General features: G+C 48.3%; 12 protein-coding genes. 3 read left to right on the top strand and 9 right to left on the bottom strand.

Features of this window, described 5'->3' with window-relative positions:
* Positions 1-6: 6 nt before the first annotated feature.
* Genes H6585_04240 through H6585_04200 form a run of 9 tightly spaced genes read right to left on the bottom strand, consistent with a single transcriptional unit; the run spans position 7 to position 11,127 of the window.
* Positions 7-987: a GNAT family N-acetyltransferase gene (locus H6585_04240; GenBank protein ID MCB9447535.1), complete on the bottom strand. Its 981-nt coding sequence runs from the start codon at positions 985-987 to the stop codon at positions 7-9.
* Entirely contained in the window at positions 965-1,675 is a 711-nt protein-coding gene (locus H6585_04235) for a hypothetical protein (GenBank protein MCB9447534.1), read from the bottom strand. Before H6585_04235 ends, H6585_04240 begins: the two co-directional genes overlap by 23 nt.
* 15 nt (positions 1,676-1,690) lie before the next feature.
* A complete protein-coding gene (locus H6585_04230; protein ID MCB9447533.1) occupies positions 1,691-2,461 on the bottom strand; it encodes a methionyl-tRNA formyltransferase in 771 nt (256 codons plus the stop codon).
* Between the two features lie 47 nt (positions 2,462-2,508).
* Positions 2,509-4,407 carry an asparagine synthase (glutamine-hydrolyzing) gene (gene asnB / locus H6585_04225; protein ID MCB9447532.1) on the bottom strand — a complete coding sequence of 633 codons (1,899 nt, stop codon included), beginning with the start codon at positions 4,405-4,407 and terminating at the stop codon, positions 2,509-2,511.
* 3 nt (positions 4,408-4,410) lie between these two features.
* Positions 4,411-5,559 carry a DegT/DnrJ/EryC1/StrS family aminotransferase gene (locus H6585_04220; protein ID MCB9447531.1) on the bottom strand — a complete coding sequence of 383 codons (1,149 nt, stop codon included), beginning with the start codon at positions 5,557-5,559 and terminating at the stop codon, positions 4,411-4,413.
* A complete protein-coding gene (locus tag H6585_04215) occupies positions 5,556-6,551 on the bottom strand; it encodes an NAD-dependent epimerase/dehydratase family protein (protein MCB9447530.1) in 996 nt (331 codons plus the stop codon). Before H6585_04215 ends, H6585_04220 begins: the two co-directional genes overlap by 4 nt.
* The gene (locus H6585_04210; GenBank protein ID MCB9447529.1) at positions 6,535-7,839 is read right to left on the bottom strand and encodes an ABC transporter ATP-binding protein; all 1,305 of its coding nucleotides are present in this window, start codon (positions 7,837-7,839) and stop codon (positions 6,535-6,537) included. Before H6585_04210 ends, H6585_04215 begins: the two co-directional genes overlap by 17 nt.
* 30 nt (positions 7,840-7,869) lie before the next feature.
* On the bottom strand, positions 7,870-8,724 hold the full coding sequence (locus tag H6585_04205; GenBank protein MCB9447528.1) for an ABC transporter permease: 855 nt from the start codon (positions 8,722-8,724) through the stop codon (positions 7,870-7,872).
* 6 nt (positions 8,725-8,730) lie between these two features.
* Positions 8,731-11,127 carry a polysaccharide biosynthesis tyrosine autokinase gene (locus H6585_04200; protein ID MCB9447527.1) on the bottom strand — a complete coding sequence of 799 codons (2,397 nt, stop codon included), beginning with the start codon at positions 11,125-11,127 and terminating at the stop codon, positions 8,731-8,733.
* Between the two features lie 210 nt (positions 11,128-11,337).
* Here H6585_04200 and H6585_04195 point away from each other — a divergent pair, with 210 nt between their 5' ends.
* The 3 genes from H6585_04195 to H6585_04185 all read left to right on the top strand — a co-directional run bounded on the left by H6585_04195 (position 11,338) and on the right by H6585_04185 (position 17,170).
* Positions 11,338-11,883 (top strand): archaeosortase/exosortase family protein, encoded by a 546-nt coding sequence (locus tag H6585_04195; protein MCB9447526.1) that lies wholly within the window; start codon positions 11,338-11,340, stop codon positions 11,881-11,883.
* Between the two features lie 51 nt (positions 11,884-11,934).
* Positions 11,935-12,408 carry a hypothetical protein gene (locus H6585_04190; GenBank protein ID MCB9447525.1) on the top strand — a complete coding sequence of 158 codons (474 nt, stop codon included), beginning with the start codon at positions 11,935-11,937 and terminating at the stop codon, positions 12,406-12,408.
* Between the two features lie 82 nt (positions 12,409-12,490).
* Positions 12,491-17,170 (top strand): DUF2341 domain-containing protein, encoded by a 4,680-nt coding sequence (locus tag H6585_04185; protein ID MCB9447524.1) that lies wholly within the window; start codon positions 12,491-12,493, stop codon positions 17,168-17,170.
* The last annotated feature ends 68 nt before the right edge of the window (positions 17,171-17,238 follow it).

Here is a 17,238-nt window from a genome sequence, read left to right as displayed (position 1 = left end):
ATTGGTTCATTGTAATTTCTTTGTCAATGTTCTTCTGGATACACCTCTTGCACCGAAAGATTCCTTAAACCTAAATATATTTTCGCGGGCCACCATTTTCACCGAAGAAGTTCCCAGGTCAAAAACCCTGCACCCCTTGCTAATGGCATCTTCCACAGAAGTAAGCAACAACAGCGACAAAGCCTGACTGTCCTGAAAATCGGGATCCTGGCAGATGTAAAAGGCAGAATCCACATCCGGCGTAATGCGCACCCGCCCGATTCCCGCCACCGGTTGATCTCCGACATAGGCCACGTCCGCAGAAAAACGATCCGGAAGTTCTGTGCACAGCCACTGCCATTGTTCAAAAGTATGGGTAGCTGACACACCGTGCTTTTCAAATGTTTTGCCAACCGTCACCCAGAAATCATCCGCAGGTGCATCCACCACACATCTCACCTCATTCTTCAGGGCTTTCTTCACATGCCGGCGGGCCGATGCGCTCAACAATTGTTCGCTCACATCGGAAACACCCTCAAGCATCATGGCATGAACCAGATCGGTGTTGCTGACCTCATAGCCATCTGCAAGAAGTGCAAAAAGCAGCGTATCATCCGGATTGCGATGGTATACCGGCAAAGACGGGGTAATAGTGATGCCGGAGACACCGACTTCCAATAAGTATTGATGAAACAGATCAAGCACCTCCTTTGCTTGTGCGTAACTCAGGTCAGCAGCAAACACAAAGCCACCGTACGAACCTCCGTAGGGAGACCGCACCTCGGTCGCTTCCTTTTCCCGGAACATGGCCAGGGGAATCAGACCGAACAACTCATCTCCTTTGTATACGCCAAGGTGATGTTCTTCAAACCTCGTTCCGTGGTATTTCAGAAAACAGGGGTCATGAAAAACCGTGGCACCGGGAAAGTTCAGCACAGCTTTTTGCCATGCTCCCGACTGGGTTTGGTCGTGGGTATGAAGGACTTCAATTCTCAGCTTGCCACTCATGCATCCAGTTCTTTAAAGTTGTACTCCGATGTTTTCCCGATCGGATGAATTCCAGCACCTGCAAGAGGGCGTCCCTGGTTCCCGGTACCTCCGAACGATTCCGGTATCCGAGCAATTGCCCGGCATCCTGGTAATGCACCTTGGCCTGCTCGTACCTGGCGAGGGTTTCTGTGTTCAGATACACATGTACCGGGTGAAAATTCAGCACGAACAACTGGTCATCTTCAAGCTTCAAACCTAAGTCTGCGAAAGATTTTCCGTACATCATGTGTACATCATCCTCCCAGTTGAAGGGCACGCGGATCATGCCATTCCAAAGTCTGAACGGCTGCAGGTTCCGTTGATACGGCATGAACTGGTTGGCATCATACAGCATGCCTTCCTTTGCAAAAAGATCCAACACGGGTGTACTTTGGGTGAGGGAGTGCGACCGAATGCCTTTCGCACCCGGGTATAATTCCCGCAAAGAACGAATGATCGATGTGATATCTCCGCCACCACCACCCAACAGCGGATTGAAATTGGGATGCAATCCCACCTCAAACAGGTCGGAGTTAAGTTCAGACAGCACGCGGGAGGCGTGTGTAGCGAAAAGCGTACAACACACACCATGGGACTCGAAAAGGGAGAGGGTGTCTTCAATCACAGCCTCCGGCGCCCAATCAATATCCATGGTGATGTGTATCATCTTCTTGTATTAAGGTCAGGAAACATCCGCCTGCCAGATGGTTACTTTCTTACCTTCCACAAAGGTAAAAGCGCCGGGATATGGTTTGGATTGAGCACGAATAAAATTGAAGATCTTTTCCGCATCCCAGGACCAATCAATCTGTCCGTCTTCAGGTTTGCGTTGAGGGTAAACGGTGGCCGCCGCCGGATCCTGCGGAATCCTGGGTGCATCCCCGGCAAGGATCCGGGGCACGTATTTCTCAACCAGGCGAACGGATGCTTGTTCGGCCTTAGCCAGCACATCCCGGATATACTCATCTGCGCCTATCTCAAATGCTTCCTGCCCCACCACATCACCATCATCCACACCATCCTCCATATGGAAAAGCGTTACCCCTGATTCTCTTTCACCATTGATAACCGCCCACACCAGCGGCGCTCCTCCCCGGTATTTCGGCAACAGTGATGCGTGGATACCGACACAGCCTTTGGAAGCCAGGTTGCGAACCTTTGCCGGAATCATGTGATACCAGCCAATTACAACCATCAGATCAAAGTGTATGTTATTGAGGAGCTCCATGTACTCCTGCAACCTACCGTTGGTCCCATGAACAGGAATGCCGTATTGGTTCTCAAACACATGAAAATCGGCGTGCAATACATTGGTCACACCTTTTTCCTTTGCGTATGAGATATCGAATTTCTGCTGCATGGTGAGAACAGCCGCCACCTCAACTCCGGTACGGATCAGCGCTTCACAACATGCATGTCCGATCTTGTTGGATCCTACGAACAGTATTTTCATTTATTCTCCATTGGTGCATCGGCCGAACGGCCCATATGCACGTGAGGTTATTTTACAGCGACGCGTTGGTTATCCAGAAATATCCGGCACCACCATTCAAAGCACATCAACGACCACAACAACAAACGGTGATTCACTCTCCTGTCAACGTGCTCATGCACGATCCGCTCCACGAATTCACGGTTGATGTATTCGGAAGACAAGGTTTTTTTATTGAGCAGAAGATCCTTCACGTAGTCGGCATTTTCTCCCCGGTACCAAGACTCATCGGGAGCTGAGAACCCTTGTTTGGTTCTGTTAACAATGACCTCCGGGAGAAACCCTTTCATGGCCTGACGCAACACGTTCTTGCCATCATCAAAATCAGCGTAGGCTTTGTTCTTTTTATGAAAGACATTCTCATCCAACCGTTTCATGTTCTCGAGGTTGCCCAGTTTGTGCCGGATGGGAATGCGTTGGGCGAAATCAACCAGTTCATTATCCAGGAAAGGATATCGTTCTTCCAGTCCGTGCGCCATAGACAACTTATCACCCACTACTAGAAGTCCGGGCAGAAAAGTCTTGATCTCAAAATACATGGAATTGGCGATATGCTGTTCGGGTGTATCGTATTTCAACTTGGAATTGAACCTGAACACCCGTTCGAACACCTGCCTGGGTTCTGCCGTGTTGAACTTCGTAAACACCTCGCTGCGGAACATTTCCGGTTTCTCGTCATCCTTCACCAATCGCTGCCAGAAGGCATAGTATTCATTAAAAAAGTCTGCCTGATCCAGAGAGCGGAATACACGGTAGTATCTCCAGGGATACCCTCCATAAAGTTCATCTCCTCCGGTTCCCTGCAGGCATACTTTCACAAACTTGGAGGCGAGGCGACTGATATAGAAATTAGGGTAACTCATTCCCACCCTGAGGTCTTCCAGGTGCCACACCACCCTAGGCAGTGACCAGCTGAGGTCACCGGCATTGATCACCTGTTCATAGTGCTCGGTTTTGAGGTGGTTGGCCATATGTTCGGCATCCCTTCTTTCGTCATAGTTGGCTTCCACCCCGGTTACACCCGACATATCAAAACCGGCGGTGAACGTGGTGAGTCTGGGAATGTGTCCGGATGCAATGGCAGAGATGGAACCCGAATCCATTCCTCCGGACAGGTATGAACCTACGGGCACATCCGATACCAATTGGCGGGCGGTGGCCAGTTCCATGAGGCGTTTGGTTTCATCGCGCGCCTCCTCAAAGGTCATGTTTTCATCGGGATTCGAAAAATCATAATCCCACCATGAATGATGAACAATGGGCAATGCATCTTTCCGAATTACAATGGTGTTGGCCGGAGGCAGCATCATCACACCGTCGAAAAGCGTGTGGTAGCGGAACTGGTTCTGAAAAGTAAAATATTCATTCAGTGCCGACAGGTTCAGCTCTGCCCTGAATCCTGGATATTTCAGAATGGCTTTGATTTCAGATGCGAACACGAAGGCATCCGCACCCAGCCAATAGTAAAGTGGTTTCACCCCGAAACGGTCCCTGCTGATAAAGAGGCTTCTCTCGCGTTTGTTCCATGCGGCAACGGCAAACATCCCATTCAGTTTTTGCATGAAATCCATTCCGTGCAGGGCTATTCCTTCCACCAGCACTTCGGTATCGCTTTGGGTATGGAATACTTGTCCGGCCGCGCTCAGTTCCGATTTCAGATCAAGGTAATTGTAAATACAGCCGTTGAACACCACAATCCAGTTTCCGTCTTTGGATTGCATGGGTTGTGAGGAGCGGGGATGCGGATCAATAATGGACAATCTCCGGTGGCCCACACCATATGCGTCCTTCACGTAATGTCCTTCCCCATCGGGGCCCCGATGTCCCAGTTCCGATATCATTTCCTGGATCAACCTGTCGGTAACAGGTTTTCCATTCAGGTGCAAAATACCGGCGATACCACACATGGCCTAGAGGTTCGCAATTTCACGAATGGCATTCACCACCCGTTGGTAATCATCATCTGTCATTCTGTTGTGCAACGGAATGGCCATGGATGCGTTGTTCGCCAGCAGAGATACCGGAAAGTCTTCGGGTGCATACCCATACTTTTGTTGGTAAAAGGTTTGGATGTGGAGGGCATGCGTTCCCGGACGCGTGTGGATGCCGTTTTTCAGGAGGTACTCCATCATATCGTTACGGGAGCAAGGCGACTTGCTTTCATCCACCATGGTCACATAGGATTGCCATCCATGCCGGTCATAGGTTTGATATGAAGGCGTTTTCAGCCAGGGTATGTCTTTCAACTCATGGTGATAGAACTCGGCGCGTTTCATCCGTTCATCAATCAGTTGTCGGAGTTTCTGAATCTGTACCACACCCATGGCTCCCTGAAGGTCGGTCATGCGGTAATTGAACCCCATCACTTCGAAAGCTGGCAACATATATGGGCGTGCACCCAGGTGGCGTTGTTCTTCCGAGATCGAGGCACCGTGGTTTCTCAATACATCCACTTTTTGCGCGAGTGCATCGTCATTTGTAGTAACCATACCTCCTTCTCCGGTGGTCACCGACTTGCGGGGGTGAAACGAAAAGCATCCCAGTTCACCGAGGCTTCCGGCGGATGCATCTTTATACCCGGCTCCTGCAGCGCAGGCAGCGTCTTCCACCAGGGGAATGCCGGGAGCCGCTTTGCGAATGGCATCCATATCCGCACACAAACCGAACAGGTGTACGGGAATAATAGCTTTGGTACGCGGGGTTAATTTCCTTGCAACTTCCGCAGGGTCGATGTTAAACGTATCAGGCAGAATATCCACCATAACAGGAGTTGCACCGCAATACAGCGCTGCATTGGCGGTCGCAATCCAGGTAAAGGCCGGCACAATCACTTCATCTCCCGGACCTACATCCAAAGCCAGAAGCGCCAGGTGTAAGGCTGTTGTTGCACTGGTGGTGGCAATGGCATGTTTAACACCATGCAGTTCTGCAAAGCGTTTTTCAAATTCGCGCACTTTTGGACCCTGCGTCACCCACCCGCTTTCCAGCGGCTCCTTCAGGGCCAGCCATTCTTCTTCTCCGAATGAAGGTTGCGAGATATAGATATCTTTCCGACTCATGAAACAACCGTATGAGATGGAACGGTTCCTGCATTATCTCTCCATGCGATCAGCTTCTTCAAACCTTGTTCTAGGCTGATACCATAGGTAAAGCCAAGGTCATCCGTTGCTTTCTCGGGCGACCCGATGCGATTTTGCACCAGTTGTCGGATGTCATCGGGTGAGTAGGGTTTGTATTGAACGTTGAGGTCGGATTGCTTGAGTTTGAGGATAAGTTCGCACAGGGTTTTGATGGAAGTCTGCACACCGGTGGCGACATTATAGAATCCGAATTCCGTGTCACTGGCAAGGGCTTTCAGGTTGCATGCTGCCACATCATCCACATAAATGAAATCATATGCCTGTGATCCGTCACCATTCACGGTGGGTACCTCATTTGCATCGATCTTATTAAGCATAACCGGAATAACACCGCTATAGGCTGCATCCTGGTCTTGTCCGGGTCCATAGACATTCATGTACCTCAACCCGATCACCTTCAGACCATACCTATCATTAAAAGCGGTACACATGGCTTCACCGGATATTTTGGTTGCCCCGTAGAAATTGCGGTTGTGAAAGGGGTGCGTTTCCGTCATGGGAACCTCCACGGCATCTCCGTATACCGATGCAGAAGAAGAGTATATGAGCTTCTTGACACCATGTTTGACGCAGGCCTCAAGCACGTTGAACGTTCCGGCAATATTCACTTCAAATGCTGTACGCGGGTAGTCTTTGCAATGCAGGAGCCACATGGCGGCCAGATGAAACACGTAATCAACGCCTTTCATTGCGGCATCCAAGATATCCAGATCGCGGATGTCACCACCATGGGAAAAGATTTTACATCGCGGATCACGAAGCGAGTCGGCGATGTTGTCTGTATTCCCCCGTGTGAAATTGTCGTAAATACAAACAGATTCCACATCGGTTTCGAGCAGTTTACGTACGACCGCACTACCAATAAAACCTGCGCCTCCGATGACCAGGACCTTTTTACCTTTGATGTTCATTTTTTTGGATTGACTGAATTTCCCATTTGGTTTCGGCTAAGATACCACCTTTGGATTTGCCGAATTTAAAATCTTGCCCGCCTGCTTCCGAAACCTGAAGTATGTTGAAAAGCAATACGTCATTAACCACCTGAATGGCTTTCCCGGCTGCCGATGTTATGGCAAGCGACACGTAATACGAACCCGGCTGAAAACGGTTGCCGATTTCCACCCGAACCACATGTTTTCCTTTTTCAAGATGCACCGGTGGCCTGTCCATCAACAGGTAGGAGTTAGACATCGGGACCTTACTGCTGTTAAAAATTCTCACAACCAGGTTGGCGCTTTCCACTGTTTCGTGCACCACAATACCCAACTCCAACCGGATCGGCGCAAAGAAGTAAACATCGTCAATGGCCTCCCGTTGTTCGTTGAGCAGCTTCACCGAAGTATATTCTGCCTGACCGGTATTGATATCACCTACGCCCTGAGGGATCTGCCCGTTTTGAAATACCTCGGCGTTGCTTTTGATGTAAAGATCTATGGCATCTTCAACATCGCCATCAAACTTCACCATGCCATTTTCCATGTGAATGCAACGGGTACATAGGCTTTTGATGGAAGCCATGTTGTGGCTCACAAACAAAATGGTTTTCCCCTGCCTTGCAACCTCCTGCATCTTTTCAACACAGCGCCTTTGGAACTCCACATCACCTACTGCCAGAACTTCATCAACAATCAGAATTTCAGGTTCAAGATGCGCGGCGACCGCAAAACCCAACCTTACCTTCATGCCGGACGAATAGCGTTTGGCAGGCGTATCGATATAGCGTTCGACGCCTGAGAAACTGATAATCTCATCCAGTTTCCCACGAATCTCTTTTTTTGTCATACCCAGGATTGCACCGTTCAGGAAAACATTCTCCCTACCCGTCAATTCCGGATGAAAGCCCGTACCCACTTCCAACATGGATGCGATGCGTCCTTTCACACCAATCCTTCCTGTGGTTGGCTTTGTTACCTGCGACAAGATTTTGAGTAAGGTAGATTTGCCTGCACCATTCTTTCCGATGACGCCCATCACCTCCCCTTGCTCCAATTCAAAGTTGACGTTACGCAGGGCCCACACATAATTGCTTGCTCCCGCTTCATTCCTGGCATTGACTTCTCCCACTTTCAGGATCGGGTCTTCTTTTCCACGGATTCTAGCCCATAGCCGGTTCAGATCATCTGCCATGGTATTGGCCCCCACGACGCCAAGTCTGTACAACTTAGAAACATCTTCAGCTTGGATAACAATTTGGCTCATTGGCTTATCTCGAACACGATCGGAATTAACCTAAACGGTATCAATAAAGGATTGCTCGGTACGATTAAAGGCGAATGCACCCAACATCAGGATCACGCACATGCATCCGAAGGAATACAGCAAATGCAGAAGACTAAAAGATCCAGCGCCCAGGAAAATATATCTAAACCCTTCAATGATGGAAGTAAGCGGATTGTACATGGCCACCCACCTGTACTTTTCGGAGATAAACGAAAGCGGGTAGACCACCGGCGTTGCGTACATCAGCAACTGCACCCCGAAACTCACCAGGAACTGAAGGTCGCGGTATTTGGTGGTCATTGACGATATGGTCATGCCCATGCCAAGGCCAAGACCAGCCAGGATGGCCACCAAAGGCACCACCATAAGGACTTGCAAACCGGGCACCTCCAATCGCCCTTTAACCACATAATATGCGATGGTTCCTATCAGCAAAAGCAATTGGATGGAAAACCGGATGAGGCTGGAGGTGACTACTGACAGGGGAACAATGATTCTGGGGAAGTACACCTTCTCAAAGATCCTTGCATTGGAGGTAAAAGTATTGGAGGTTTTTGAGATGCAATCGGCAAAGTAATTCCACCCGGTGATACCTACCAGGTAGAATGCCAGAGGCGGAAGTCCGTCAGTGGATATTTTTGCGACGTTACCAAAAATCACGGTAAAGACAATGGTGGTCAACATAGGTTGAATCAAAAACCACAGCGGACCAAGAATGGTTTGTTTGTATTGCGCGATGAAATCCCTTTTTACAAAAAGTGCCAGCAAATCGCGGTATTGCCAAATCCTACGCAGGTTCAAGTTAAACCATGCGCTCTGGGGCTTTATTTCTACCGTCCAGGCATGGGCGTGTTGTTCTTTCATCATCAGCTAATCCACATACTTTTTTCTGGACCAAAAGCTGAACAATCCCTTTGGCTTGGGTTCGTCATCCGAATAATAACCTTCCCACCCGTAACCATATCCGTAGCCTGAACTATATGGCATCATGGATCCGGAAACATCATTGGCGATGATGCCAATGTTCTTGACTTTGTAATGTGTGATTTGTTCGTTGATGTGCTGAAGCTGGGGCTTCTTGGTATAATTGAAGCGAATCATAAAGAGAATCACATCGGCCAGATCGGTGATCAGCAATGCGTCTGTAACCAATCCCATGGGAGGAGTATCAATGATTACAATGTTGTAGTTGCTCCTGAGTTCGTCCATCAGCTGTTTGAACTGTCCGCTTTCCAGCAGTTCCGCTGGATTAGGAGGTAAGGGACCGGCAGAAATAATATCCAGGTTCTGAATCCCGGTGTGTTGAACAATTTCATTCAACCCCATGCTTCCGATCAGATAATTGCTAAGCCCTTTCTCATTGTTAAGTTTAAAGTCCTGAAAGATACGGGGACGTCTCATATCCGCACCCACCAGTACCACCCGTTTACCAGACGCTGCATACAGAGAGGCAAGGTTGATGGCGGTAAAGGTTTTACCTTCGGAACTTACGGATGATGTAATCAGCAGAACAAGATCTGACTGACCTTTGGCCATGTAGTTGATCCCCGTACGGATCGAGCGAAAAGATTCGGCGATCAGGGATTTAAAATTGTCAATGACCACGAGATTGGTTCTCTTTTTACTATGCCCAACAAAGCCAAGGATAGGAATGCTGGTTGCAGCTTCTATATCCTTCTTTTCTACGATCCTGGTATCAAAATACATAAAACAGAAAACAATCAGGAAAGGGATGGCCAATCCGAACAACACGTTGGTGGTATATATCTTTGCTATGTTCGGCCCGGTCCTACCCACCTTCAGCATACTGGCTTTTTCAAGCACATTGGCATTGGTGATATCAGCTGCTTTGGCCAAACTTGCTTCAGCCTTTTTATTCAGCAGATAGGTATACAAATTGTTGTTCAGCGAATATTGGCGTTGAATATTCACCATTTCACGATGCGCATCCGGCAGTTGGTTCACCTGGCTCCGGGCATCGGCAATTTTCTTTTCGACGTTCTGCAGATCAATGTTGGTTTTGCTTTCCAGGTTCTCCAGATTTTCGAGCAACAGGGCTTTCATGCTTTTGATCTGCCGATTGATGGGCATCAGTAAAACATTGTCACCGGTGGTTTTGGCATCCACCATCATCTGTTCCTTATCTGCATATAATTGCACGAGGCGTCCCACCAATGAAGTCAGTATCTGGTCACCTATCTGCATGGTGGAAGGAATCACAAGCCCGCTGGCATTATCATTCTTCTGCAAATAATCTCTCAAGTAATGATAGTATTGCTTGGTAAGTTGCAACTGGTTTCTGTTATTCTCCAGATCAACCAACGACGTATATACCGACAATGCCGATCCACCGAAACCGAGGTTCATGTTGGATCGCTGAAATTGCTCCATATCATTTTCGGTATAGCTTAATGAATCAGAGATCACTCTCAACTGATCATTGATGAAAGACATGGTGCTGATAGCGATCCGGCTGTTTTTCTCTCTGCCAACTTCAATATAGACCTGCATCAGTTTGTTAAGAAACCGGATCTCTTTTTTGATACAATTACCGGTTATCGACAAGATCAATACGGATGACTCTTTGGTTTCCGGCTCAACTCTCACCCGGTTCTGGTAGGATTTGGCCATGAAATCAAGGTTGTTAAAAACAAAGAAATAGTGTTTATCTCCAAACAATTCCTCACGATACTTTTGGGTCAGGAGCACTTTGAAATGCGCTTCACCGATTGTCACCATTTTACCAAAAGGCAATATTTCTTCGACGGGATTGTCCTCGGGACCGTATTGAAGCATATATGTTTCAGGGGAGAGTATTCTGAGATGGCACTTTCGTCCCTGCAACCTGAGAAAACTGGATGCGTCCGCCACCACCTTAAAAGGACTGTTCCAATAGAGCTCTGTGGTCTTCACCCTTCCGAGATCATAATAGGAAATATCAAAATCAAGGCTATCCAACGTTCGCCTGATCAGCGGAAACGATTTAATCACCCCGATTTCATTCACCAACCGATTCCGCGCACTAACCAATTCCAATCCGCTCAGAAAATACTCCCTTCCCCAGGAAGAATATTCGTCATTTACCAATAAGCTGGCCGACACACTGTAGGTAGGAACCGAATACCTGACATTGTAAAAAGCATAACCGATAAAGATCAACAGACTTGCCGGAAACAAATACCAATAACGAAGGCACCGCAATGCATATGACTTGACGTCAAAACCTTTGCTTTCTGCAGATGCCCCACTCAAATGGGAGCTTCTCATCTGCGATGCAATTCCATTATTTATTTTCGTATTCATTCAAGCGGTTCGGCAGGCAAAGAAATGACAAGTTGGGCAAATTTAGCTTTTTTAAGACAATATGATCTGTATACCATCACTCCTGCAAATCATTGCAAAACCATTCGGGTTACTCCTTTGTTTTGGACGGAAGAAAGGCACTATGGTCTAAATGGTTAATTTTACCGGCAAACGATGGCGTCGCGGAATTACACCAAATCACGTTTCAGGCTCACCGACCCCTTGATATCCTTCCTCGGCATAGGGGCGGTACTGAGCATTGCCTCACTTGTGGCCTACCACTTACTTCTCGACAAGGAATGGATCAACACCAGGTTGTCGGAAGCGACCGTGACCGGCACCGAAGCATTCATCCGGTTGTTGGGATATTCCATGTTCAGGGAAGGAACCGTTCTGGGGCTGGAAGGAACCATCGGACTCAAGGTAGGTCCTCCGTGCAACGGCCTTGGGCTTTTCGTTCTCTTCTCCATATTTGTGATGGCATTTCCCGGACCTGCCAAGCACAAATTATGGTTCATACCTTCAGGGTTGCTCCTGTTGTATGTGTTAAATGTCATGCGTGTTTTTGCGCTGTGTCTGCTGCTCTTGCACCATCCGGATTGGCTGGCGTTCAATCACTCTTACACATTCACCGTAACCATGTACTTTATTGTGCTGCTGTTATGGATGACATGGATCAACCGCTGGAGTCGCTCTTTGAAACATGCACCTTCCTCATGAGGCGCTGACCACAATCCAACTTCCATGTTATCCCGAAAAACACCCCGACGTATGGTAACCGGTTTACTGGTTGTGTTTCTTCTGGCCACATGCTACCTGAGGGAGGTCATATTCCTTTCCATCCATGCAGCCGCCACACATCATCCGGACGTTTACAAATCCCACATGAAGGTTCCCGCATTCCTTTCCGGTCGCAGCGAAACCGACCTCATCATTTACAAATACCTCTTCACTGCAATATTCTCTGCCGCATGTATGACCTTGACCCTACTTGCCATTCACACACTATTCGCTAAAAAGAAAACCTCTTTACACTGCCTGTTCGCCTATGGCATGTTCATACTTGCCATTGCACTTACATGGCTGGCAGAAAAGTGGGTGTTTTCAAACCAAGGATACCCTTTAACGGTCGGGATGTTGCACATCCTCCAAAGCCCCATTGCACTTATCGTAATGATTCCTGTATTAAGAATTCATCAACAAGCCACCGGAACAGGTCAGGCTGCGGGCCACAACGTAACTTAACTGGTATATTTTCGTAATATTGGCCGTGCATACGAGCGTCAAATAAGAACCCCATTATTCCTTATCCATAAAATCCTACACGATGAGAAAGTTTTACACGCAAGCGCTATCCCTTACATTGCTTCTCACTTGCATTTTCAGTGGGCAATCAAAAGCGCAGCTAGCAGGCTACCTGTACCGTAAAACCATAACCATTGATGCATCCAAAGTATCAGGATCAGGCAGTCACACCAATTTTCCCGTTCTCATCAACCATACCGATGCCGACTTAAAAGACGCAACCAATTGCAACGGCTGGGACATCAAATTCACCCAAAGTGACGGATCCACGGTATTGGACCATGAGCTTGTCTCGTTTGACCATACTACCGGTCAAATCATCGCATGGGTTAATGTACCGTCTCTATCCACTTCTGCCAACACCATCATATACATGTACTACGGTTATGTGGATGCCATTGCCAGCAATCCGTCAACCACATCTACATGGAATTCCAACTACAAAGGCGTTTGGCACTTCCAGACCAATTACAACGATGCTTCATCCACAGGCAACAACGGAACCAACAACCGTGGTACACTAACCACGGGGCAGTCCGGTAAAGCCGTAGACCTGGAACAAAACAACTCCAATTATGTTGCGCTCAGCGATCCTGCTTTCGGCGACAGCGACCCTATAACAGTGGAAGCCTGGGTTAAAGCAGAAAGTCTCAGCGGCAACGACGCCACCTGGGGGGCTGGTGTTGTGTGCTCCACCACCGGTGACCAGAAAAACGACTTCATGCTGAACGTGAGTTCCAGCGGTTCAATCTCTTTCTTTGACTGGCGGAATAGCGGCGCAGACCTTGACGGAAGAAGCAGAACCGGAACCGGAGAAATCACCACCGGCACATGGTATTACATTGTAGGCGTATGGGACGGTTCAACCAACCGGATATACAAAAACGGGGCGGAAATCAGCGGCCTCACCGTATCATCCACCAGCAGCGGGTGGGCCACCCAACACCGCATCGGATCTGCTTATACCGTGCAGAAATATTATTTCGACGGATTGGTTGATGAGGTCAGGATATCCAATTCACAACGTTCTGCAGATTGGATTGCAACTACATACAATACCATCAACGATCCATCAACATTTTACAGCGTAGGTAGTGAAGAAAGCGTGTTGGATGTGAATGCTTTCGGTTATACCACACGCATCGACATTGACCCTGACCAGGTATCCGGATCAGGTGATCTGAGCAATTTCACCGTAATGATAAGCTTCACCGATGCAGGCATGAAAAGTGCCACCAACGGAGGAAATGTACAAAGCGATAACGGGTACGACATCATTTTCGCAGACGCTGACAACAGCCTTGTTCTCAATCATCAATTGGAAAAATATGATGCCACCACAGGAGAAGTGGTGGCATGGGTGAAGATTCCTACATTATCCGGATCCTCCCCAACCACCATTTACATGCATTACGGAAATGCTGCCATCACTTCGGATTATTCCTCCGTGGGAACATGGCCATGCACCTACAAGGCAGTATGGCATTTGCATAGCAGTTTCAATGATGCTTCTCCCTCGGGCAACAACCTCACAAACACAGGTTCAGCAGACATAACAGGTATCGCGGCAAACGCACAAGACTTTGAAAAAGGTTCACTCAATTATGCCACCTTCTCTGACCCAGCGCTGGATGATTCCGATCCGCTTACGGTTGAAGCATGGATCAACGTTGAAAGCCTATCGGGCAACGATGCAAACTGGGGCAGCGGTATCGTAGCATCCAATACCGGAGATAAAACAAATGATTTCATTTTAAGTGTGGATAAGAACGGAGCCATTCACTTCTCGGATTGGCGAAATGACGGGGCCGACACAGACGGGCGAAGCAAATCCGCCACCGGGCAGATCACCACCGGTACCTGGTACTACGTCACCGCCGTATGGGACGGTTCATCCCGAAAGATCTACAAAAACGGTAGCCAGTTGGGTGGTTTATCCAACGCCACCACCGGCTCCGGTTGGACCTACATGAATTCCCTTGGTCGCAGCTACACCACATCCGGATACTATTTTGATGGCATCATCGATGAAGTAAGAATCTCCCGAACCGAACGTTCCGCCGATTGGATTGCCACAAACTACAACAACATTTCCAACCCTTCTTCTTTTTTCACTCTTAATAAGATTGTAAGGTCTACCACAACCGGTAACTGGTCGGATGGCTCTACATGGGAAGGTGGAATCGCACCCACATCCACAGACAGTGTGATTATCCAGGCCACGGATGTAGTTACACTCACCGCTAATGCCAGCTGCGACGGTTTGAACATTGAAGCCGATGGCACATTGGACGCATCCACGGGCGATTACAAACTGACGCTGACCGGGGTTTTCACCAATGCAGGCACCTTCACTCATCAAGATGGCGAGGTAGAAATGGCCGGCACGGAAGCGCAGGAAATCTCGGGCACCACCACCTTCCATGACCTTACCATCAACAACTCAGCCGGTGTCACTATCAGCTCAGGGACTTCTTACATCGAAGGCAGTCTTACACCTACCCTGGGAACATTGACGATTGATCCTGCGGCAGGATTAACACTGCTGTCAAACTCCAGCCACACCGGACGCATCGGCTCCTTCAACGGATCCTCTGACATATCCGGTAATGTAACCGTACAACGATTCGTACCGAAAGTCCCGGCCTATGCAGGCTTCCGACACTTGGCCTTTCCCATTGAAAACGCAGACTTGAGTGATATTGACGACGACATCACCCTCTCCGGTGTTACCGGCTCAACTGGATCCGGCAGTGCATGGACCGGTTACTGGAACAATGTCTACTGGTATGATGAGGATCAGGTTGACGATGGCACCATGGATGCAGGTTGGGTTGCCCTCACAGATGTTACCGATTTACTTGATTATAGGCTCGGCTACAACATATGGATTTACAAAAACGACCTGAATGCAACTTTTGATGTAACAGGCACGCTGCACACCGGCAATACCACCTTCAATATCACCTATGATAACCGAGGAGCCGCAGAAGACAACGGATGGAACCTGATCTCCAATCCCTATCCCTCCCAAATCGACTGGGAACATGCGGATGTGGTATACAACGGAAGCGTTAACAATGCCATCTACGTATACAACGATGCCCATGAACACTATGAAGGTTGGGTAAATGGCATTGCTCTGAACCATGGAACCCAATACATCGCATCAGGACAAGGTTTCCTTATCCAAACCAGTGGCGCAGCACCCACTCTGACCATGACGGAAGATGTTAAAACCAATGTCGCCACAACCTTCTATGGTCGTCAGAATATGGCAGCCATGCCGGACATGTTCAAAATCAACATCACCAACAACACCCTGTCAGATCAATGCGTGATTACTTTCAGGGATGGAGCAACCAACCAATTCGACAAAACCATGGACGCTCACAAACCATGGATGACGTTAAAAGGAACACCGAACATCGCCTCCTTGTCATCCGAAGGTGAATCCATGGCGATCAATAGCCTGCCCATACCCGAACAACGCTTGCAAATCCCTTTGAGGGTGAAGGTCCTCACACCCGGAACCTACAGCCTGAGTGCCTCAGATATCAAAATGAATGACAAGTTTTGCATGATGCTTGAAGATAAGCTAACCGGAAAGGTTATGGATCTTCGCTCCATGGAGACCTATACTTTTGATACGCAATCCAAAGATGTCAAAGACCGATTTGTCGTACACCTGAGCATTAATCCGGTTTTGAATGTTCAAAGCACGCCTGCCGCCTGCCAAGGTAGCGCCACTGGAAAGGTTGCCGTAAGCGCCAACCAGGGAGAGTGGGTATTTGACTGGTTCAATGCAGATCACCAACTGATCCGCTCAACGGGAATTACCGGCAAGGAAATGGAACTCGACCATTTGAAGCCAGGAACATACTATGTGCAGGCGCGAAACAATGATGGAACATTGACTTGTGGCTGGAATGAAACTACCATTGAACTGGGTTCAGCCACCGAAATCAACCTGACAACCAACCCTGAACAGTCCCAGCCTTCTCATTGCAACATGGCCGACGGAACTGTAAGCATTGCTGTCAATGGCGGTATAGAACCCTATACGATATTATGGTCGGATGGCGGCAGCGGTGCCGAAAGAACCAACCTTAAAGCAGGCGTTTACAATGTTAAAATAACCGATGCCGCCAGTTGTACAACTGACAATGAAGTAGAAATAACCAGCGTAAATAACGTTGTATCTCAATTTGCCGTTGCTACACAGAAGCCGGCAGCCGAAAGCAACATCTCGTTTACGAATACGTCAGAACACGCAAATTCCTATTCATGGGATTTTGGTGATGGAACAGCCGCCAATCACCAGGCTAATCCGGTTCATGTATACACAAAACCAGGTGTTTACACGGTAAGTCTGACGGCATCAAACGGCAACTGTACCACCCTAACCACACAGGATATTCTGGTTGATAAAAAAACCGGGAATATTACCCCCGGAGATGGCGCCCCAACACTGGAGGTCAGCACGGTAAACAACAACATACTAGTGAGGGTCAATGGAAATGCCCAGAACGGAATGGCTGACATTTCCCTGTACAACCTGCTTGGACAAGAACTCTCACGGAAGGAAGCAAGTGGAAATCAACTAGTCACCTTCCAAGTTAACAAGTCCGGCATATACCTGTTGCAGGTTCGGGTTGATGGAAACACTGTACTAACCCACAAGGTCACTGCCCATAACTAGGCAATAAGACGTAGTTGTATTTTAAAAAAGCTCGTTGGTCGACCAGCGGGCTTTTTTGGTATAAATCA

Source organism: Flavobacteriales bacterium (assembly GCA_020635855.1).
GTDB lineage: Bacteria > Bacteroidota > Bacteroidia > JACJYZ01 > JACJYZ01 > JACJYZ01.
This window is presented reverse-complemented; position numbering and strand designations above follow the sequence as displayed.